Source organism: Pleurocapsa sp. FMAR1, from assembly GCF_963665995.1.
GTDB lineage: Bacteria > Cyanobacteriota > Cyanobacteriia > Cyanobacteriales > Xenococcaceae > Waterburya.
Window position 1 is genome coordinate 280,507 of the sequence record NZ_OY762512.1, and the last position, 17,545, is coordinate 298,051.

A 17,545-nucleotide genomic window follows, 5' to 3' on the forward strand; every position below is an offset into this window, starting at 1 on the left:
GGGGATGTGATACCTTGGAAAATGTTAATGTGTATGGGTTATAGCGTTTTCTTCTCTTTTATATAAATAGTTAAGCTAAATAGTTAATTTAGAATAGAAGACCATTAAAAAACCACCTTGAGTTAGGTGATTTTAAGTAGTTAAATTAGCGTTTCTTCTTCTTCTCTGGTGGGATATCCAGGTTCAAAGATAATTGCCCTGGTACAGTCTTAGGAGATCTTTGCTTTCTAGTTTTTGTTGGCATTAGTTCTTGAGTCAAGATAATGTTGCCTAGCTTCTTCTAGAGACATCCCTTTTGTATTTGGAGTATACTTGTTTCTTCTGCTATCCTCATACAGGTCTCTAGCAACCGCGATCGCTGCGTGGTTATCTGTCTTTGCTGCCGATTCCTGCGTGTCACGATAGTCTAGAAAGCTGAGGTTAAAATCGAAAGGATTGGAGTTGAACATATTACTTTCTGTTTTTGGTTGGTTAGTTAATGAATCAATTTTGACTAGTTCTCTAGTACTATCTGCGCGATCTAACAAAGGCAAGCCTAGTAATTTTCTAAACCTCTTTAATTCAGCTTCATGATCGTAGTTTTCACTGCCGATCTCAGCTAGGCGATCGTAACGGTAGATGCTATAGTCTAGTGCTACTCTCTCTTGCTCTGTTAAAGCTGCGATTTTAGCTGCACTTAAGCCACGAGTGACAATTGGCTGGTACATTTAAATTTCCTCCGCTTCAATTTTTTTAGAACTAACAAAGGAATATTTCAAACGCTCTTCAATAATTGGTTTTATACCAGCTTCCATCTCTGCCCTGGTAAAAGACCCAATTTGTTCACGGTTTAAAGTACCTTCGACCGAGTAAAGTTTTGGGTTATTCAAGCCATCAGTCCTAAACCCTAAACCAGTTTCTTTAGCAGCTTCGTTTAATGTAGCTCTAAGTTTTTTATCAATGTTCATGACCAACTTGCAAGCGGTACGATATGCTCCTGCGATTGTTTCCAACTCATCGCAGTATTTAGCTGCTAGTGCTTCGTTTTCTAACTTGGCTTGTACTAGGCTCTCACCTTCTAGCGTGGTTAATTTCGCTTCCTGGTTTCGTATCTTTAGATTGATTTTAACCTTTTGTTTTTTAAGGTTTGAATTATTGTGTTGAACCAAGTCTATTAAAGTATCGATTTCGTCTTCATCTTGGCAATTCTCGATTTTTAGCTCATTGGCTTCTATTTCAGCTTGAGTATTATCTAACTCGTCTTTTAATGTTGCGATCGCTATTTTAATTGCATCGATTTCTTTCAGTATTTGGCTTAATTTCATTTGAATTAATTTAGTAAGTTTCATCTATACAAATAATGAATAAGAAAAAACCGCCTCTATGACAAAGACGGTTTAGATGAAACTAATATGAGACACGAAAAACAAATTTAAATTCAAATAGAGAATGACTAACTGGTATGTCCAGTCTAATTAATAATAAACTTGCTTAATTAAGGTGTTTCCTCATCTCATCTGAAAACGCGATCGCTAGTTCCTCTGATGACATAGTATAGATATCCTTACCGTTTATGATAATTGGCTCGTGATGTTCAGACATCTTAGCGTTAAATTCAGCCTCTAGCTCTTCTTTGGACATCGCTGCATATCTATCTTTAATAGCTTGTTCCGTTTCCATTTCCTTCTTGGTTTTAATATCCTTGGTTAGTTCTTTTAAACGGTTTAATTGATACTTATTTAGCTTTAGCATTTTTTTAATTCACGTTCTCACTCATGGTTTTATTCCTCATCTAATTTTTGTCGTATTTCTGCTAGTTGTTCGTGCATATCCAGGTATTCAAAGTTACCAGTGCTATCAAGAGCCAGTTTTACGATTCTGATAACATCTTTGCTTTCTGTCTGAGGTTCTTTGATGATTGCTAATAACCGCGTTACCCCAATATCCAAGACTTCGTGAAAACGCATTAACTGATGTCTCAAGTTAGCAGTAGAAACTTGTCTGAGGTGTTTCTTAAACTCAGTTTGATGTCCCCACCTATTTAAAGTACATGGGTTAACATCTAGCTCTTTGGCAGTATCACCGACACTAGTTCCCGTAGAAAGCAAAGTGATCGCCTGTAGCTGCTTTGGGGATAATGCAATGTTTTCTGTAATTTCGTGCATTTTCTTGCATTTTTAAGTACAGTTAATAATGGTTTCTTATTTCTAAATATTTAGGTGATTGCACTAATACCGTTTTGTAGTCTTTAAAGTTACATTTGTAGAGTAGTACAGACAAATGTGAACAATGGAAGTTTGGAAAGACATTGAAGAGTTCCCAGGTTATCAAGTTAGTAGCTTAGGTAACGTGCGTAGTAAGGGCAAACTACTTAAACCCTACAATTGTAAAAAGAACTACCTATCCGTTGGTTTATGCAAAGATGGTAAAAGACGCATTGTTAAAGTACACCGTTTAGTTATGGAAGCATTTCACGGTAGGAGCGACTTATCTGTTGACCACATAAACGGCAATTCTCTAGATAACAAGCTTTGTAACCTGCGATATCTTTCTAGCAAGGAAAACACTAGCATTGCGAGAAAAGGTAGGAAATGCAGCAACACTAAATTAAAGAAGGTTGATGTAATTCAAATCAAGCAGCTTCTCCAGACTAGAAAAAAAACTCAACCTGAAATAGCATTACAATTTAGTGTAAGTCTAAGAACTGTAGAGTATATTTCCTCTGGAAAAACCTGGAAGAACACAGTTTAGATACAACTAGATAAAGACACTATAAAATTGCTAAATTGGGTCAAATCTGGGTCATAATACACTAAGTAATTTCACAACCCAGATAACCCAAATCTCTAAACCTTTGTTATGACTTGGCTTTACCGTTACTGGACAGTTGGATAACACTGTGTCTCCCGAAAGCAGTGCGCTACCAAGCTGCGCCACATCCCGCATTCGCATATATGCTAACATATAAAGCCACAATCAAGAAGACTGTGAGATGTAGTCAATCTCTCATCCCGATCCCTTAGACTTACTTGTGATCGGCTACCGAACGCCAAATACCAACTAAAATTCCCTGAACATCAACATTATTAGCTTCTACCTTAATTGGTTCATATTTTTGATTAGCAGGTTTGAGGATCACTTTTTCCTGTTCTTGATAAAAATGTTTCAAAGTTGTACCGTATCCAGAAACTCTAGCAGCCACAATATCGCCATTTTTGATTTCTGTTGAGGATGAAAGCGATCGCATGATCGCATAGTCACCTTCATTAATTAAATCTTCGATCATACTATCTCCCACGACACGCAATACGTAGCAATCTGATTGAGAAAATAGATCTGATAAATCTAACCTGTTTTTTTCATCGTTAAAAGGTTCAACTAAACCTCCGGCTGCAATCTCACCCTCAATTGATAACCCCTTATCAGGTTGATGCAATATTCTTATAGTCCGAGCTTTCCCGTCAGTCCAATTAATGTAACCTTTGTTTCGTAATCTTTCTAAACGACTTTGAACAGGGGCAGGCGATCGCAAATTCATCGCTTTCATCATCTGTCTAATAGACGGCGCATATTGAGTAGATTTGATATATTCCACCAGCCAGTCATAAAGTTCCTTTTGCGCGGGAGTAAGACTTTCCATTACTTTTATTATCTAGGGTATGTTTGTGAGGACAAGCATTTGGCAATTACAGACAAAGCTTGGTATGTCCATTCAGAACATAGGTACTAAATATTAGAAACTATTGACCCTAGCAAAGTCAAGTATCGTGAGATGAAAGTTTAAAGCGCATTAATAGTTTACATTCATTGTTTAAAACCTTGCTGGGGCATGAGAAACCATCCAGGGTCTATTACTAGTGGAGCTTTGATATCTTGGCTTAGCGGGTTCTTTTTGTTCTTGTTTAACTACTCTCGGTTCAGAAGATTGTGCTCTGGCGATCGCCGATAAACTTCCTGAATTAAGATTGATATTAGGAGCAGAAAATATTTTTATAGCAGCTTGGTTACAATCAGGACAATCTATAGGTGCGTTATATTTGTCCATGCTGCGCCAAGCTTCAAATTCTCCACAGGTGCTACAGCGATATTCGTATAGGGGCATTTTCTCAATGGATAATAGATAATAGACAATTGATAATTAATAGTAGGGTGGGCAAGGGTTTTGTTTGAACTTTTCAAATTGAAAAAATACTTTTGCCCACCTTTTTAATCGGGTATACTTAACCTGCCAAAATATCTTTATGTCGGGACAATACTCTTGTCAAAGATGGCAGTAGGTAATGCTATGGTACAGCAAGCGTTAGGCACATCGACAATACCGCTAATTCTACCTTCGACAGGGGCACAACTAAGCAAAAGATATGCTTGTTCTCCTGTGAAGCCGAATTTTTTTAGATAATTAATTGCATTCAAGCAGGCGTTTCGATAGGAAACATGAGCGTCTAGGTAATATTGTTCGCCGCTAAACTCATCAACCGAAATACCCTCAAAGATTAAATATTCCGAATAATGGGGTTCAACAGGACCAGGTTTGAAAATGGGGTTAACCATTGCATATTTTTCCACACCCCCTTTGATAATATCTACGTGGAGGTCAATATAGCCCGACATTTCGATCGCACCACAGAATGATATTTCTCCATCCCCTTGAGAAAAATGAATATCACCCATCGATAAGTTTGCCCCATCTACATATACAGGAAAGTATATTTTTGAACCTTTGGATAAGTTTTTGATATCGCAGTTTCCACCATGTTCTCTTGGTGGCACGGTGCGGGCAGCTTCGGCTGCTACGCGCTCAAATTCAGAACCCGACAAAGTACCTAATACTGCCTCCTCTGGGTTAGGTAAAGCTGCTAAATCTGGTATTTCTGGTTTCCAAGGCGGTCCGCCTTTTTCCACTAAAGCTCTTTCTCGTTTATTCCATGTTTGCAATAATTCCATCGATGGGGCGCAACCAATCAAGCCAGGATGAGTAATACCTGCAAAGCGTACTCCAGGAATATGACGCGAACTAGTATATATTCCCTGTATATCCCAACAGGCTTTAGCTGCTTGAGGATAATGATCGGTCAAAAAACCACCGCCGTTATCTCGCGAGAAAATCCCAGTGAAGCCCCACTCATCTCCAGGCAAAGTACCAATATCTAGCAAGTCTACAACTAGGATATCTCCTGGTTGGGCTCCTTCTACTCGAATTGGACCACTAAGCATATGGACTTTTCTGAGATCCACCTTCTCTATGTCGCTGGGGTCATCGTTATTACTAATTTGACCGTCCGTCCAGTCTTTACATTCGATGCGGAAGACATCACCAGGCTTAACAGAAACAACCGCAGGGATATCAGGATGCCAACGATTATGACCAGGAACATCCTGCTTTGCCATTGGTTTGGTCAGGTCAATTTTGAAGAGAGTTTCTGGCATTTTATTCTGCTCTTTACTAATAAGTGTATAGAAGAGGAAATCTGACAAATGTGATTCCTCAAAACTAAAGATTGCAGCTAGGAACTATAGGACTTTTTAACAATCTTTTGATATTTTCGTGTAAATAATTTCGTTAAAAAGAGAAATCATTTGAATAACAAAAACGGACTTATTTAGGAATATTGGACTATTTGCAGAATATTAAAAGTAACAATAGCTACAAAATGAATTTTATCTCCAGTTTAATAAATAATTAAATATTGCAACTGCCTAAATTGTCTTGGATGTTATTTATAGATAGTATTAATGATTTAAAAATAATTAATAAAGCTGCTTGCCATACATGATTTAGTATGATGCAGTAACTTTTATAGCCAATGATGTGTAAAAAATAAAAACTATTGAGATATTGTTAAAAAATATGTAGCCTTTCCATCTGAATCTTAATTTTAGAGCAAAATAATTACTCAAAACGATTAAAGTTTAAATGCTTAGTGCTTAGTTACAGTATTAAGATTCTCGAAGATTTACTTTTAAAATAACCAAAATCAGCACTAGCTAGTCTACCCAATTATGATAATTGGAGCAAATTAGAGAAGACGTTAATTATGTATTCAATTTTACAAAACAAATAGGAAGACAAGTTTATTCTTCAGTAAAGCAAAAACTAATAATCTAAAATCCCTAATACCTTATATACGATCTTTACGAGCTTTTATGAGCTAAAAAAAGAGATGTTTTTCATTTGCTTCTGCAATTAAATTTATTTATTGCAACTATCTTCAATTTCATTCAGTAGAAAAGACAAACACATGAACAAAAAGTATCAACCTCCCACTTTTGGGGGTCTAAGTCGCCGTAAATTTATTCAATATAGTTCATTAGCTGTAGGTACAGGCATCTTAGCTGCCTGTACTGGTGGTGGGACTTCTAGCACAGGAGACGAAGACTTAGGAGAAAATCCAATCAAAGTGGGAGTAATGTACTCTACTACTGGAACGATCGCGATTGTTGAAAAATCTTTACAAGATGCTACTTTTCTAGCTCTAGAACAGATTAATACCGATACTGGTCCCTGGAAAGGTAAAGGAGTCGGTATTGAAGGCAGAAAAATTCAGAAGGTGGTAGTTAACCCCAACTCGGACTGGGATTTGTATAACCAGATGTCAAAACGCCTCATCGACGAAGATAAAGTAACCTGTGTTCTTGGTTGCTATACCTCTGCAAGTCGCAAATCAGTATTGCCAGTATTTGAAGAAAAAGATACTATTCTTTATTATCCTGTTTACTATGAAGGTAACGAATGTAGCTCTGATGTTTTCTATTCAGGGGCTGCACCAAACCAACAAATTACCGATTCTATTCCCTATAGTTACAAAAATTTTGGACCTAAAGGATTTTTCATTGGTTCAGACTATATTTATCCTAAAGAAAGTAATCGTATAGCTAAAGCCCAACTAGAAGAAATTGGCGGTCAAGTCGTCGGTGATGAATATTCTCCCCTCGGAACTACAGAATTTATCACCATTATCAATAAAATTAAACAGGCTAAACCTGACTTCGTTCTCAGTAACTTAGTTGGAGACAGTATTCCCGCTTTCTATCGTCAGTATAAAGACGCAGGGATTACCGCCGACCAAGTACCAATCATGGCTTATCCCACTACCGAAGAAGAAATACAGGCGATGGGTTCTGAATATGCTCAAGGTCACTATACTAGCTTCAACTATTTCCAAAGCGTAGACACCCCAGAAAATAAAGCTTTCGTCGAACAGTTTAAAGCAAAATTTGGCGATAATCGAGTCACTAATGGGGTAATGGAAGCTGCATACATTCAAACCTTCTTCATGGCACAGGCTATGGCAGACGTACTCAAGAAAAAAGGAGAAATAAATACCCAAACTTTGAGAGAAGCTACTAGAACGCAGGAATTTAATGCACCTCAAGGTTTAGTTAAAGTCGATCCCGAAAACTTTCACACCTATCTCTATTCGCGGATTGGTAAGTGGAACGCCGAGGGACAAGCGGATATTGTCTTTTCTACACCCTCAGCAGTCAAACCAATTCCTTGGAGTCAAGTTCTTTATAAAGGTCGTGAGTGCGTTCATCCAACTCCTGACGATCGCAGTAACTCAACTAAAGAGACAGGAAAAGAGTTAGGAGTTAAGTATTTAGAAAAATCTTAGAACAGTATCGTAGGGTGGGCGTGGTCATCAACTACAGCAGAAAAAGATTCTTTAGATAATGCCCACCATCGCAATCAGTAATTAATAATTAGTAATCAGTAATTATGTATTCGCTTTATTATTTGGCGCAAGAAGCCGCAACTCAAGAACCGACTGGAGCATTCAGCTTGGTTGCTTTGGGCAATCAGCTAGTTAATGGGATTGGTATTGTCGGAATTCTATTGCTGACTGGATTGGGTTTGGCAATTACCTTTGGGGTGATGCGAATCATTAACCTCGCACACGGTGAATTTATCATGCTGGGGGCTTATGTCACTTTCATGATGCAGGATGCTTTTGGCATGGACTTACTGCTGACTATTCCCTTCTCTTTTCTAATTACTGGAGCAATTGGGGCGTTGGTAGAGCTTACTATTATCAGGCGATTATATGGTCGTCCTTTAGAAACTCTGCTGGCTACCTGGGGATTAAGTATTGTCTTGCAGGGGATAATTAAGCTGATTTTTACCGCCCAGCTAAAGTATGTAAAATCTCCACCCTATATCTCTGGTAATTTAACCTTGCTCAAAGATGCTCAAGGTTCTCCTGCGATCGCAATTTCCTATTATCGACTATTTATTGTGGTTGTAGCGATCGCCTTACTGGTTTTAACAGGCTATTTGCTCAATAAAACCGATTTGGGTCGGCAGGTAAGAGCAGTAACTCAAAACCGAGAAATGGCAAAGTGTTTGGGGGTAAATACTAGCTTGGTAGATATGATAACCTTTGCCTATGGTTGTGGTCTAGCGGGCGTGGCGGGAACGGTTATTTCTTCGCTTAAAAGTGTTTCTCCGCCTATGGGACAAGATTACTTAATCGATGCCTGGATGACGGTGGTAACGGGAGGAGTAGATAAGTTAGTTGGTGTTCTAGCTGGTGCTTTTGTGATCGGCGAATCTAGTTCAGGTATTGCTTATCTACTTAACGATCCTACAGCCAGGGTAATCGTCCTCGCAGCAGTGATCATTCTTATTCGCTATAAGCCTGAAGGTCTATTTACCATTCAAAAACGCGGGTGAATCAATTAACAATTAACAATTAACAATTAACAATTAATTAGTAATCAGTAATCATGGCAGAGTCAACTATTGGTATTGCAACGCGATCGCGAACTCCCACAAGGTTAGCTATTATTACAGCGATCTGCTTTTTGGTTATGGCAGTTTTGCCTTTAATTGTCGGTGATTTTCAGGTATCTTTGCTATCAAAACTATTGCTATATGGTGCATTAGCTATCTCTCTAGATTTAGTCTGGGGATTTACTGGGATTCTTAGTTTTGCTCATGGGGTATTTTTTACCCTGGGGGGTTATGCCATGGCGTATTACCTCAAGCTAAATCTTTCCGCCTCAGCTAATACCTACGGGGGAAATTTACCAGATTTTATGGTCTGGAATGGCTTAAAGGAATTACCCTGGTTTATCGCGCCTTTAAAGTATTTCCCTATAGCTGCCCTTGCTATGGTCTTAGTCCCTGCGGCGTTTGCTTATCTAATCGGCTGGTTTATCTTTCGCTCTAAGGTAAGCGGTGTTTATATCACAATTATTACTTTGGCTATATCCTCAGCCTTAACCACCTTTTTTATCAGTCAACAGGCATATACAGGCGGGACGAACGGCATTACTGATGTATCCAAACTTAGCGTTTTTGGCACAGATATTCCCCTGAGTGGCATTTATTGGATGATTTTGCTGTTTACTACCTTTGTGTTGGTGGGTAGCTGGTGGCTGACTCAATCTAACTTTGGTTTAATCTTGCGCTCAATTCAAGAGAACGAAAATCGTATCTCCTATTTGGGCTATGACGTAGCTAGCTTCAAGATCTTTATCTGGACACTTTCTGCTGGTATTGCTGGTATTGCAGGGGGTTTATTTGTTCCTCTCAATCGCTTTATTTCTCCTGTTTATCTGGCAGTGGCTTTTGGGACGCAGGTAGTTATCTGGGTAGCTATTGGTGGCAGGGGTACTTTAGTTGGACCTTTGATCGCTGCCATTCTTTTAGGTCAAATTCAAAATTCTGCCGAACAAGTTACTCAAGACTGGCAATTGTTTGTAGGGATATTGCTATTGATTGTCGTATTATTTATTCCTGATGGATTGGTAGGTTCTGTTACAAAATTGTTCAATAAGAAGAAGGTATAACGTAGGTAATTATTCATTAAATGTATTGGTCAATTATCTTCATGTTTGGACGAGTTAACCGCTAATAGTAAAAACTAATTATGGAACCCATCTTATCAGTCAAAAATTTGCAGGTAGTCTTTTCTGGTTTTAAAGCCTTGAAAGGAGTAAATTTAGAAGTAGGCGATCGCGAAATTGTGACGATCATTGGTCCTAACGGTGCAGGTAAAAGCACTCTTTTGGATGCGATCGTTTGCAAGTCTCCTGTAGCAGAAGGAAATGTTTATTTTCAAGGTAAAGACATCACCAATAAAAATCCCTATGAAATTGCCAAAATGGGTATCGGGCGAAAATTTCAAAACCCCAACGTTTATAATGAATTAACCGTATTTGAAAACATTTTATTGGCATTAAAAGGCAAGCGAGGAATTGTTAGTGCGATAACTGCCAAATTGACTTCGGGTAAGAAAGATAAAATTATCGATGTACTCGATCGCATCGGTTTATTGAATTACGCTAGCGAAACAGTCGGCTCATTATCTCACGGTCAAAAACAGTGGGTAGAAATTGGCATGGTAATCGCTCAAGAACCTAGTTTAGTATTATTAGATGAACCCACTGCCGGAATGACCCCCGAAGAAACCCACGCCACGGGAGAAATAATCAAAACTTTGGCACAAAATTATGCTGTAGTTGCGATCGAACATGATATGGAATTTGTTAAACAAATCGCTGAAAGAATTATCGTACTGCATCAAGGCGCAAAGTTAGCCGAAGGTACTGTACAAGAAATTCAAAACAATTCCCAAGTAATTGAAGTTTATTTAGGAAGGGAAAAAATCGATGTCGCTGCTTGAACTCAACAATCTTACCGCTGGCTATGGGCAAACTCCCGTGTTGTTCAATATTGACATGACTATCAATAAAGGAGATATGGTCGGTCTTTTAGGACGTAATGGTGTGGGCAAAACTACGCTCTTACGCAGCATTATTGGCTTAAATAAATTAACTAAAGGCAGCCTTTCTTTTGATAATAAAGATATTACCAAAGCACCTACCTATAAGCGATCGCGTTACGGTATTGCCTACATTCCCCAAGGAAGAGAAATTATTCCCTATCTTTCTGTACTAGATAATCTTAAGTTGGGCTTTAGTGCTAGTGGCAAAAGCAGCAAAAGAATCCCCTCCGAGATCTTTGAATTTTTCCCGATGCTTAAAGAACATTTACCCCGTCAAGGAGGATTACTTAGTGGTGGACAACAACAGCAGTTAGCCATTGCCAGAGGCTTAATGTGCAATCCTAAAATTATGCTTTTGGACGAACCCACCGAAGGAATTCAACCCTCTATTGTGCAGGAAATTGAGGATACCTTAAGAAGAATCAACCGTGAAAAAGGCATTACCGTAATTGTCGTCGAACAGAAGATTGACTTTATCCGCCAGTTAGCCCAAAGATTTTTTATTATGGACAAAGGCGCGATCGTTGCTAGAGGAACAACCCCTGAATTGTCGGATTCTTTAGTGCATCGATATCTTACTGTTTAATTATGAACATCATCATCGCGATGATGGCAAAATTACCATTTTTGCCGAAGAAAGTCAGGAGTTTTATCGGTTTTCAGTAGCAGATGATGGGATGGGAATTGCTGCTGAACATCAAGAGAAAGTCTTTACTATTTTTCACACTATCGCCTCAAAAACTACTTAGATTGGTACACAATAAGCAAACTGCAAACCGTCTTTTAAGAGGTACAATGTTGGGTCATGCCGATCGTCCTAACTGGTTGGCTGAAAAAGTTATCTATGATTTAGAACGCGATCGCTTGTAGTCAGGCGATCGCTTTGAATTACCAGAAAATACCTACATGAAGTTTAAAGTTGCAACTAAAACTAATAAATATTAATCGAAATCACGTATTTCTCTGTATAGCTTAAGGCAAATAGGCGGGAACGCTATCTATATCAGTTATTGGACTAGATATATGGTAGCCACACCCCAAAGTCTGAATGAGTTTGTTAATTATCGCTTGCAATACATTTCAGGTAAAGAACGAAGTCAAGCGCAGCTATTTTTAGATAGATTTTTTCAGGCTTTTGGACATCAGGGTGCGTTACAGGCTGGCGCAGAATACGAAGTTGCCATAAAAAAGGGAAGTAAGAAAGGTAAAACAGGCTTTGCCGATCTAGTTTGGAAACCTCGTGTCTTAATTGAGATGAAGACGCAAGGGGAAGACTTAGGTAAACATTATCGTCAGGCTTTTAATTATTGGACAAGAATTGTTCCTAATCGTCCACGCTACGTAATGCTGTGCAACTTTGATCAGTTTTGGATTTACGATTTCGATAATCAAGTTGATGAACCTGTTGATGTTATCGAACTTCTGAAATTACCAGAAAGAGCATCTGCTTTTGGCTTTATGGGGTTGGAAGAGAAAAATTCCATCTTCCAAAATAATCAGGTAGAGGTAACTAAAGAAACTGCCCGTAAAATGGGCGAACTGTGCGAAATCCTCAAGCAAAGAGGTAAAAGAGAAGGTTTTGATACTTTAGCTGCTCAAAGATTGGTTTTACAGTGTGTCTTAGCCATGTTCGCCGAAGATCGTGGCTTGCTTCCTCAAGATATGTTTATTAGCTGCATTCAAGATTGTCTTAAAGGCAAAAGTTCCTATGATGTTTTGGGTGGTTTATTTCAAGAAATGAATCGACCAGGAATTGCCCCTGCTGGTCAATACAAGGGAGTAGACTATTTTAATGGTGGTTTATTTGCCACAATTCACCCGATTGAATTAACTAAAGAAGAATTAAACTATCTCGATGCAGCAGCGCGAGAAGACTGGAAACAGATTCGCCCTGCCATCTTTGGCAATATTTTTGAAGGTACTGCTAATCAAAAAGAACGTCATGCTCATGGGATGCACTTCACTTCCGAAGCCGACATCATGAAAATTGTGAAGCCAACGATTAGCAATTATTGGGAAGCCAAGATAGAAGCTGCTAATACTATTGCCGAACTAAATTCTTTACAGTTAGAACTACAAAATTATCGCGTACTAGACCCTGCTTGTGGTTCAGGAAATTTTTTATATCTGGCGTATCAAGAGTTAAAAGAAATCGAAAAGTCCCTACTAGATAAAATATCTGACCGCCGTAGATCCGAAACTGGTAAACAACAAACACAAATAGGATTAGTTACCCCGTTGCAGTTTTACGGGATGGATATCAATCCCTTTGCGGTGGAGTTGGCGAAAGTGACTTTAACTATTGCTAAAAAAGTTGCGATCGATAAATTAAGTTTAACCGAAAGAGAATTACCCCTCGATACTTTGGATAATAATATTGTCTGCCAAGATGCTTTATTTACTTCTTGGGTAAAAGCGGATGCAATTATCGGCAATCCTCCATTTTTAGGCGGGAAAAATATAAGAAGAGATTTGGGAGATGAATATGTAGAGAAAGTTTTTAAACAGTTTCCTAATGTAAAAGATGTCGATTTTTGTAGTTATTGGTTTCGGTTGGCACACGATAATATCTGTAGGGGCGATTCGCGAATCGCCCTTACATCGGAAACCGCCCTTACCCCAGCAGGAAGAGTTGGTCTAGTCGGCACAAATTCCATCAGTCAGGGAAAAAGCCGTAAAGCAACATTAGATTATGTAACCAATGAAGGTGGACATATACACGAAGCAATTTCGACTCAACCTTGGTCGGGTGAAGCCAAAGTTCATGTCAGTATTGTTAACTGGAGTTTTGTACAACCTAAGCGATATTTTCTAGATGATCGAGAAGTTAATTTTATTAATTCTTCTTTGCAACCACACATTGATGTGTCTAGTGCAAAAACTTTACAAGCAAATAAAAATAAATGCTTCCAAGGTGTAATTCCTGTTGGCAAAGATTTTATTGTTACTGAAGAACAAGTTAAAGAATGGATTGCCAAGGATAGTAAAAATGAGCAGGTTTTGAAATTATTTTCAATGGGTTCTAATCTGGCTCAAAATGTTAATGGAAAGCCTGACAGATGGATTATTGATTTTAGCAATATGGATCTAGAAAACGCTAATGATTATAAATTGCCTTTAGAACATCTAAAAATTTATGTAAAACCAGAAAGGCAGAAAAATAGAGAAGCCGTAATGAGAGAAAAATGGTGGCGATACAAAAGAACAAATGAAGCAATGAGAAAAGCGATCGCACCGCTATCTTATTATTTTACAGTACCAAGAGTTTCTAAGTGGGCTGTCTTTCTTCCCGCACCTCTTAACTGGCTACCAGGAGATAAATCAGTAGTTGTTGCTTCTGAAGATTATTATGTTTTAGGTATTCTTTTATCCAATGTTCATCGTCTTTGGATGGAAGCAAAAAAATCAACTTTAAAAGCAGATATCGCTTATACGCATCAGACTTGTTTTGAAACCTTTCCTTTCCCACAAACTCCCTGTAAGGGCGAACGGCCGTTCGCCCCTACGGATAATATAATTCAACAAATCCGCGCTAAAACTCTTGAACTCCATGAATATAGAACGCAACAGATGGAAAAGAAACAATGGGGTATTACTAAACTTTATAATGAATACTTTCACGAACCAGCCAGCAAACTTTATCAGCTACATCAACAGTTAGATAAGTTAGTTATGCAGGCTTATAACTTTAAAGCTGACGATAACATCCTGGAAAAACTTTTAGAGTTAAATCTTGAATTAGCTGAAAAAGAAAAGCAAGGAAAAATAGTTATTGGTGCGGAGTCTCTTTTTGTAAACAAAATTGATTAAAGTCTGATTTTTATATTTAAATTCAATTTTTAATTAGTTTGACTATTTTTGTTCCAGCATACTTTTGCTGCGATCGCCGTCCGAATCTTTCAGATGAATTTATCAACGATTTTGCTCAACGTCTCAAGCTTGAATTTATTCCTGATGGCAAAGGAGATAGAGTTAAAACTTTTGCACCAGAAGATGTATTTGCTTATATGTATGCGGTTTTTCATTCTCCAACTTATCGCGATCGCTATAGTGAATTTCTAAAAACAGATTTTCCGCGTCTTCCCTTAACTAGCCAACCTAAATTATTTAAAAAGTTATGCGACTTGGGAGATAGGCTAATCGAATTGCACTTAATGGAAAAACATGGCGAAGAGATTACTAGCTATCCTGTAGAAGGCGATAATGTCGTGGATAAAGTTCGTTACGGTCTCCCCCAAGCCCCTTTTAAAAAGGGGGAGAAGAAAGCGGAGTTAGGCAAAGTTTGGATTAATAAAACCCAGTATTTTGATGGCGTATCGCCAGAAGTTTGGGATTTCTATATTGGAGGCTATCAAGTTTGTGATAAATGGCTCAAAGATCGTAAAGGCAGAACTTTAAGCTACGAGGATTTGATTCACTATCAAAATACTGTCTCGGCAATTTCTGAAACTATCAAGCTAATGGAGAGTATCAATCAAACTATTGAGCAATTTGGTGGCTTTCCTATAATATAAATCAGTTTAAAATTCTCCAAAATAATTATTTGTCATTATTGTTTGCAGATTGACTAAATTATCATCAGGAATAGGAAACTCTTGTTGCATTGCTTTGACTGATTTTTGATACCAATCTGAACAATATTGATGCACATTCTTCGATGCACCCTTACTAATGTCACTAGAGAACAATTCGGGCGGTCAACAGCGTGAATTTATTTCACGCTTACGCCCTCACAAAATTACTAATGCAGCCAGCGATCGCGAGTTAATTTTGATTTGGCTTGGGGGCAAATCGGATGGCGACCAATTTCAATCACTATAAAATCTATAAGTTGAAATTAAAAAGCGGTTTTTTTGGTAGTACATTTATAATTGATGCCTTGAAACTCTAATTACGCCCTAAGCTTAACTATCGCTTGCTCGCTAAGATAAAAGACAATACTCTAATCGTTTAGTCATCATAATGCTAACAACACAAGTCAACCCATATCTTGATGGTAATTTTGCACCAGTACATCAAGAAATCACTTCAGACACACTGGAAATAATTGGAGAACTACCGCCCTCTTTGTCAGGGATGTTCCTGCGTAATGGTCCTAACCCCCAATTCTCACCTATCGGTCAGTATCATTGGTTTGACGGGGATGGCATGATACATGGCGTTCGGATTCACAATGGACAAGCCAGCTATCAAAACCGTTATGTACGTACTAAAGGATGGCAGATTGAACATGAGGCAGGTAAAGCAATCTGGAGTGGTTTATTAGAACCTCCACAAATGGATAATCCTTATGGTCCTACTAAAAATGCGGCTAATACGGCCTTAGTCTGGCACGCTGGAACCATGTTGGCAACGTGGGAGGGAGGTGCGCCTCATGCTATAGATATTCCAACACTAGATACCTTTGGCGAGTATACCTATGATGGCAAGTTGGCATCTTCTTTTACTGCACATCCCAAGATAGACCCGATGACGGGAGAAATGATGTTTTTTGGTTACTCTTTTGCTCCACCTTACCTACAATATGGAGTGGTTTCTTCTACAGGGGAACTATTGCAAACAGTACCCATTGAGCTACCGATGGCAGTAATGATGCACGATTTTGCGATTACGGAAAACTATACTATTTTTATGGATCTACCCCTAACTTTTAGCCAATCAAGAATGCAACGGGGAGAACTACCATTAATGTTTGAAAGTGAGAAGCCCAGCCGCTTTGGGATCGTAAACCGCCACGGTGACAACAGCAATATTCGTTGGTTTGAAACTCCTGCTTGCTATGTTTTTCACACTTTAAATGCTTACGAAGAGGGAGATGAAGTAGTGTTGATAGCTTGTCGCATGGATTCTACTAACGTGTTGATGTCTCAAGATTCAGCATCCGCTCCATCGAATAGTATTCCAAGATTACATCAATGGCGTTTTAACCTTAATACTGGAACTACCAGTGAAACTATGCTCGATGATGTAGCCACAGATTTCCCCCGTGTAAATGAAAACTTTTTAGGAAGACAAACCCGATACGGCTATGCAGGTAGGATGGTAGAGGGTTCTATGCCTTTGTTTGATGGAATCGTCAAGTATGACTTGAAATCTAACAAGTCCCAGACTCATAAATTAGGAGCGGGACGTTACGGTGGCGAAGCGGTGTTTGCACCACGCCCAGATGGTCAAGATGAGGATGATGGTTGGTTGATTACTTTTGTCCGCGATCGCACTGAAGAAACCTCAGAACTAGTGGTTATAAATGCCCAAGATGTTACCTCCGAACCAGTAGCAAGGGTGTTAATTCCACAGCGTGTACCCTACGGTTTTCATGGTGCTTGGATTAGCGAAGCACAGCTCAACGCTTAAGAAGGGGAATTAAGAATTATTGACCTCTCATTTTGTTCGAGAGTCTTTACTCTTTCTTAATTAAATGAAACAGCTTCCGCACCGACTCGTTTTGCCTAATCTCAATCTCAGTTGACTGCTCAATAGTGCGATCGCGTTTATCTTCCATACCTAATATCTGATTTGTAGTACCCTGCCCAAACTTATAGCCAATCCTCATTACTTCTCTTTGCTATTCTAAAGTTTCTAAGTTTGATGTGAGTAGTTTGAGTTGGCGTTGGGCAGCTTGGTAATCGAAGAGAAGACTTAATACTTCATCTTTAATCTTTAGTTTCTCCTCTTCTTGCTGCCTTTCAAACTCTGCCTTAGCTGCCAACAAGTCTATAATTGTGATTTCCAGCTCGGCGATCGCTCGTCAAGAATATTGTTACATAACTTGACAAAGTATTAATACTTAGCTATATTGATTACATAGACAAAAGAGACACATTATTTTTTACCTC

20 protein-coding genes and 1 pseudogene are annotated in these 17,545 nt (G+C 38.6%); 12 read left to right on the forward strand and 9 right to left on the reverse strand.

Going from position 1 to position 17,545, the window contains the following annotated elements; all coding sequences use genetic code 11:
• Positions 1 to 227: 227 nt before the first annotated feature.
• From SLP02_RS01490 to SLP02_RS01505, 4 genes are all read right to left on the reverse strand, one after another.
• Positions 228 to 707 carry a hypothetical protein gene (locus tag SLP02_RS01490; protein WP_319418881.1) on the reverse strand — a complete coding sequence of 160 codons (480 nt, stop codon included), beginning with the start codon at positions 705 to 707 and terminating at the stop codon, positions 228 to 230.
• A complete protein-coding gene (locus SLP02_RS01495) occupies positions 708 to 1,304 on the reverse strand; it encodes a hypothetical protein (RefSeq protein ID WP_319418882.1) in 597 nt (198 codons plus the stop codon). It lies immediately after the preceding gene.
• Between the two features lie 166 nt (positions 1,305 to 1,470).
• Entirely contained in the window at positions 1,471 to 1,731 is a 261-nt protein-coding gene (locus SLP02_RS01500; RefSeq protein ID WP_319418883.1) for a hypothetical protein, read from the reverse strand.
• Positions 1,732 to 1,760: 29 nt separating this feature from the next.
• Positions 1,761 to 2,144, reverse strand: a complete 384-nt coding sequence (locus SLP02_RS01505) for a hypothetical protein (RefSeq protein ID WP_319418884.1) — start codon at positions 2,142 to 2,144, stop codon at positions 1,761 to 1,763.
• Between the two features lie 124 nt (positions 2,145 to 2,268).
• On the opposite strand from SLP02_RS01505, the gene SLP02_RS01510 reads away from it, so the two are divergent.
• A complete protein-coding gene (locus SLP02_RS01510) occupies positions 2,269 to 2,730 on the forward strand; it encodes an NUMOD4 motif-containing HNH endonuclease (RefSeq protein WP_319418885.1) in 462 nt (153 codons plus the stop codon).
• A gap of 274 nt (positions 2,731 to 3,004) precedes the next feature.
• Here the strand turns inward: SLP02_RS01510 and lexA are convergent, their stop codons facing one another.
• From lexA to fmdA, 3 genes are all read right to left on the reverse strand, one after another.
• A complete protein-coding gene (gene lexA / locus SLP02_RS01515) occupies positions 3,005 to 3,619 on the reverse strand; it encodes a transcriptional repressor LexA (protein WP_319418886.1) in 615 nt (204 codons plus the stop codon).
• A 171-nt stretch (positions 3,620 to 3,790) separates the two neighbouring features.
• Positions 3,791 to 4,081, reverse strand: a complete 291-nt coding sequence (locus tag SLP02_RS01520; RefSeq protein ID WP_319418887.1) for an FmdB family zinc ribbon protein — start codon at positions 4,079 to 4,081, stop codon at positions 3,791 to 3,793.
• 137 nt (positions 4,082 to 4,218) lie between these two features.
• Positions 4,219 to 5,406, reverse strand: coding sequence for a formamidase (gene fmdA / locus SLP02_RS01525; RefSeq protein WP_319418888.1), 1,188 nt, complete (start codon positions 5,404 to 5,406; stop codon positions 4,219 to 4,221).
• An 812-nt stretch (positions 5,407 to 6,218) separates the two neighbouring features.
• Here fmdA and SLP02_RS01530 point away from each other — a divergent pair.
• From SLP02_RS01530 to SLP02_RS01575, 11 genes and pseudogenes are all read left to right on the forward strand, one after another.
• Positions 6,219 to 7,592: an ABC transporter substrate-binding protein gene (locus SLP02_RS01530; RefSeq protein WP_319418889.1), complete on the forward strand. Its 1,374-nt coding sequence runs from the start codon at positions 6,219 to 6,221 to the stop codon at positions 7,590 to 7,592.
• Positions 7,593 to 7,696: 104 nt separating this feature from the next.
• A complete protein-coding gene (urtB, locus tag SLP02_RS01535; RefSeq protein ID WP_319418890.1) occupies positions 7,697 to 8,650 on the forward strand; it encodes an urea ABC transporter permease subunit UrtB in 954 nt (317 codons plus the stop codon).
• A gap of 53 nt (positions 8,651 to 8,703) precedes the next feature.
• Positions 8,704 to 9,771 (forward strand): urea ABC transporter permease subunit UrtC, encoded by a 1,068-nt coding sequence (gene urtC, locus SLP02_RS01540; RefSeq protein WP_319418891.1) that lies wholly within the window; start codon positions 8,704 to 8,706, stop codon positions 9,769 to 9,771.
• Between the two features lie 80 nt (positions 9,772 to 9,851).
• Positions 9,852 to 10,607 (forward strand): urea ABC transporter ATP-binding protein UrtD, encoded by a 756-nt coding sequence (urtD, locus tag SLP02_RS01545; RefSeq protein ID WP_319418892.1) that lies wholly within the window; start codon positions 9,852 to 9,854, stop codon positions 10,605 to 10,607.
• The gene (gene urtE, locus SLP02_RS01550; RefSeq protein WP_319418893.1) at positions 10,594 to 11,295 is read left to right on the forward strand and encodes an urea ABC transporter ATP-binding subunit UrtE; all 702 of its coding nucleotides are present in this window, start codon (positions 10,594 to 10,596) and stop codon (positions 11,293 to 11,295) included. Before urtD ends, urtE begins: the two co-directional genes overlap by 14 nt.
• Complete coding sequence (locus tag SLP02_RS26395; protein ID WP_413467306.1) at positions 11,288 to 11,458, forward strand: hypothetical protein; 171 nt, start codon at positions 11,288 to 11,290, stop codon at positions 11,456 to 11,458. The genes urtE and SLP02_RS26395 overlap by 8 nt, the downstream gene beginning before the upstream one ends.
• The gene (locus tag SLP02_RS01555) at positions 11,379 to 11,579 is read left to right on the forward strand and encodes a hypothetical protein (protein WP_319418894.1); all 201 of its coding nucleotides are present in this window, start codon (positions 11,379 to 11,381) and stop codon (positions 11,577 to 11,579) included. Before SLP02_RS26395 ends, SLP02_RS01555 begins: the two co-directional genes overlap by 80 nt.
• Before the next feature lie 153 nt (positions 11,580 to 11,732).
• Positions 11,733 to 14,519, forward strand: coding sequence for a DNA methyltransferase (locus SLP02_RS01560; RefSeq protein WP_319418895.1), 2,787 nt, complete (start codon positions 11,733 to 11,735; stop codon positions 14,517 to 14,519).
• Between the two features lie 74 nt (positions 14,520 to 14,593).
• Positions 14,594 to 15,223, forward strand: a pseudogene (locus SLP02_RS01565) (type ISP restriction/modification enzyme); the annotation flags it as partial.
• 157 nt (positions 15,224 to 15,380) lie between these two features.
• Entirely contained in the window at positions 15,381 to 15,530 is a 150-nt protein-coding gene (locus SLP02_RS01570; RefSeq protein ID WP_319418897.1) for a hypothetical protein, read from the forward strand.
• Positions 15,531 to 15,671: 141 nt separating this feature from the next.
• On the forward strand, positions 15,672 to 17,063 hold the full coding sequence (locus tag SLP02_RS01575) for a carotenoid oxygenase family protein (protein ID WP_319418898.1): 1,392 nt from the start codon (positions 15,672 to 15,674) through the stop codon (positions 17,061 to 17,063).
• Positions 17,064 to 17,109: 46 nt separating this feature from the next.
• On the opposite strand, the gene SLP02_RS01580 is transcribed toward SLP02_RS01575, so the two are convergent.
• Both SLP02_RS01580 and SLP02_RS01585 read right to left on the reverse strand, forming a co-directional pair.
• On the reverse strand, positions 17,110 to 17,262 hold the full coding sequence (locus SLP02_RS01580) for a hypothetical protein (RefSeq protein ID WP_319418899.1): 153 nt from the start codon (positions 17,260 to 17,262) through the stop codon (positions 17,110 to 17,112).
• 12 nt (positions 17,263 to 17,274) lie between these two features.
• Positions 17,275 to 17,421 carry a hypothetical protein gene (locus SLP02_RS01585; RefSeq protein WP_319418900.1) on the reverse strand — a complete coding sequence of 49 codons (147 nt, stop codon included), beginning with the start codon at positions 17,419 to 17,421 and terminating at the stop codon, positions 17,275 to 17,277.
• Between the last annotated feature and the right edge of the window lie 124 nt (positions 17,422 to 17,545).

What these genes read in the sequence shown, in the direction of transcription:
- SLP02_RS01520 (WP_319418887.1), bottom strand. Translation starts at nt 4,081, where the DNA reads ATGCCCCTATACGAATATCGCTGTAGCACCTGTGGAGAATTTGAAGCT.
- lexA (WP_319418886.1), bottom strand. Translation starts at nt 3,619, where the DNA reads ATGGAAAGTCTTACTCCCGCGCAAAAGGAACTTTATGACTGGCTGGTG.
- SLP02_RS01490 (WP_319418881.1), bottom strand. Translation starts at nt 707, where the DNA reads ATGTACCAGCCAATTGTCACTCGTGGCTTAAGTGCAGCTAAAATCGCA.
- urtE (WP_319418893.1), top strand. Translation starts at nt 10,594, where the DNA reads ATGTCGCTGCTTGAACTCAACAATCTTACCGCTGGCTATGGGCAAACT.
- urtD (WP_319418892.1), top strand. Translation starts at nt 9,852, where the DNA reads ATGGAACCCATCTTATCAGTCAAAAATTTGCAGGTAGTCTTTTCTGGT.
- SLP02_RS01555 (WP_319418894.1), top strand. Translation starts at nt 11,379, where the DNA reads ATGATGGGATGGGAATTGCTGCTGAACATCAAGAGAAAGTCTTTACTA.
- SLP02_RS01560 (WP_319418895.1), top strand. Translation starts at nt 11,733, where the DNA reads ATGGTAGCCACACCCCAAAGTCTGAATGAGTTTGTTAATTATCGCTTG.
- SLP02_RS01495 (WP_319418882.1), bottom strand. Translation starts at nt 1,304, where the DNA reads ATGAAATTAAGCCAAATACTGAAAGAAATCGATGCAATTAAAATAGCG.
- urtC (WP_319418891.1), top strand. Translation starts at nt 8,704, where the DNA reads ATGGCAGAGTCAACTATTGGTATTGCAACGCGATCGCGAACTCCCACA.
- SLP02_RS01505 (WP_319418884.1), bottom strand. Translation starts at nt 2,144, where the DNA reads ATGCACGAAATTACAGAAAACATTGCATTATCCCCAAAGCAGCTACAG.
- SLP02_RS01510 (WP_319418885.1), top strand. Translation starts at nt 2,269, where the DNA reads ATGGAAGTTTGGAAAGACATTGAAGAGTTCCCAGGTTATCAAGTTAGT.
- fmdA (WP_319418888.1), bottom strand. Translation starts at nt 5,406, where the DNA reads ATGCCAGAAACTCTCTTCAAAATTGACCTGACCAAACCAATGGCAAAG.
- SLP02_RS01570 (WP_319418897.1), top strand. Translation starts at nt 15,381, where the DNA reads ATGTCACTAGAGAACAATTCGGGCGGTCAACAGCGTGAATTTATTTCA.
- SLP02_RS01575 (WP_319418898.1), top strand. Translation starts at nt 15,672, where the DNA reads ATGCTAACAACACAAGTCAACCCATATCTTGATGGTAATTTTGCACCA.
- SLP02_RS01530 (WP_319418889.1), top strand. Translation starts at nt 6,219, where the DNA reads ATGAACAAAAAGTATCAACCTCCCACTTTTGGGGGTCTAAGTCGCCGT.
- SLP02_RS01500 (WP_319418883.1), bottom strand. Translation starts at nt 1,731, where the DNA reads ATGCTAAAGCTAAATAAGTATCAATTAAACCGTTTAAAAGAACTAACC.
- urtB (WP_319418890.1), top strand. Translation starts at nt 7,697, where the DNA reads ATGTATTCGCTTTATTATTTGGCGCAAGAAGCCGCAACTCAAGAACCG.
- SLP02_RS01580 (WP_319418899.1), bottom strand. Translation starts at nt 17,262, where the DNA reads ATGAGGATTGGCTATAAGTTTGGGCAGGGTACTACAAATCAGATATTA.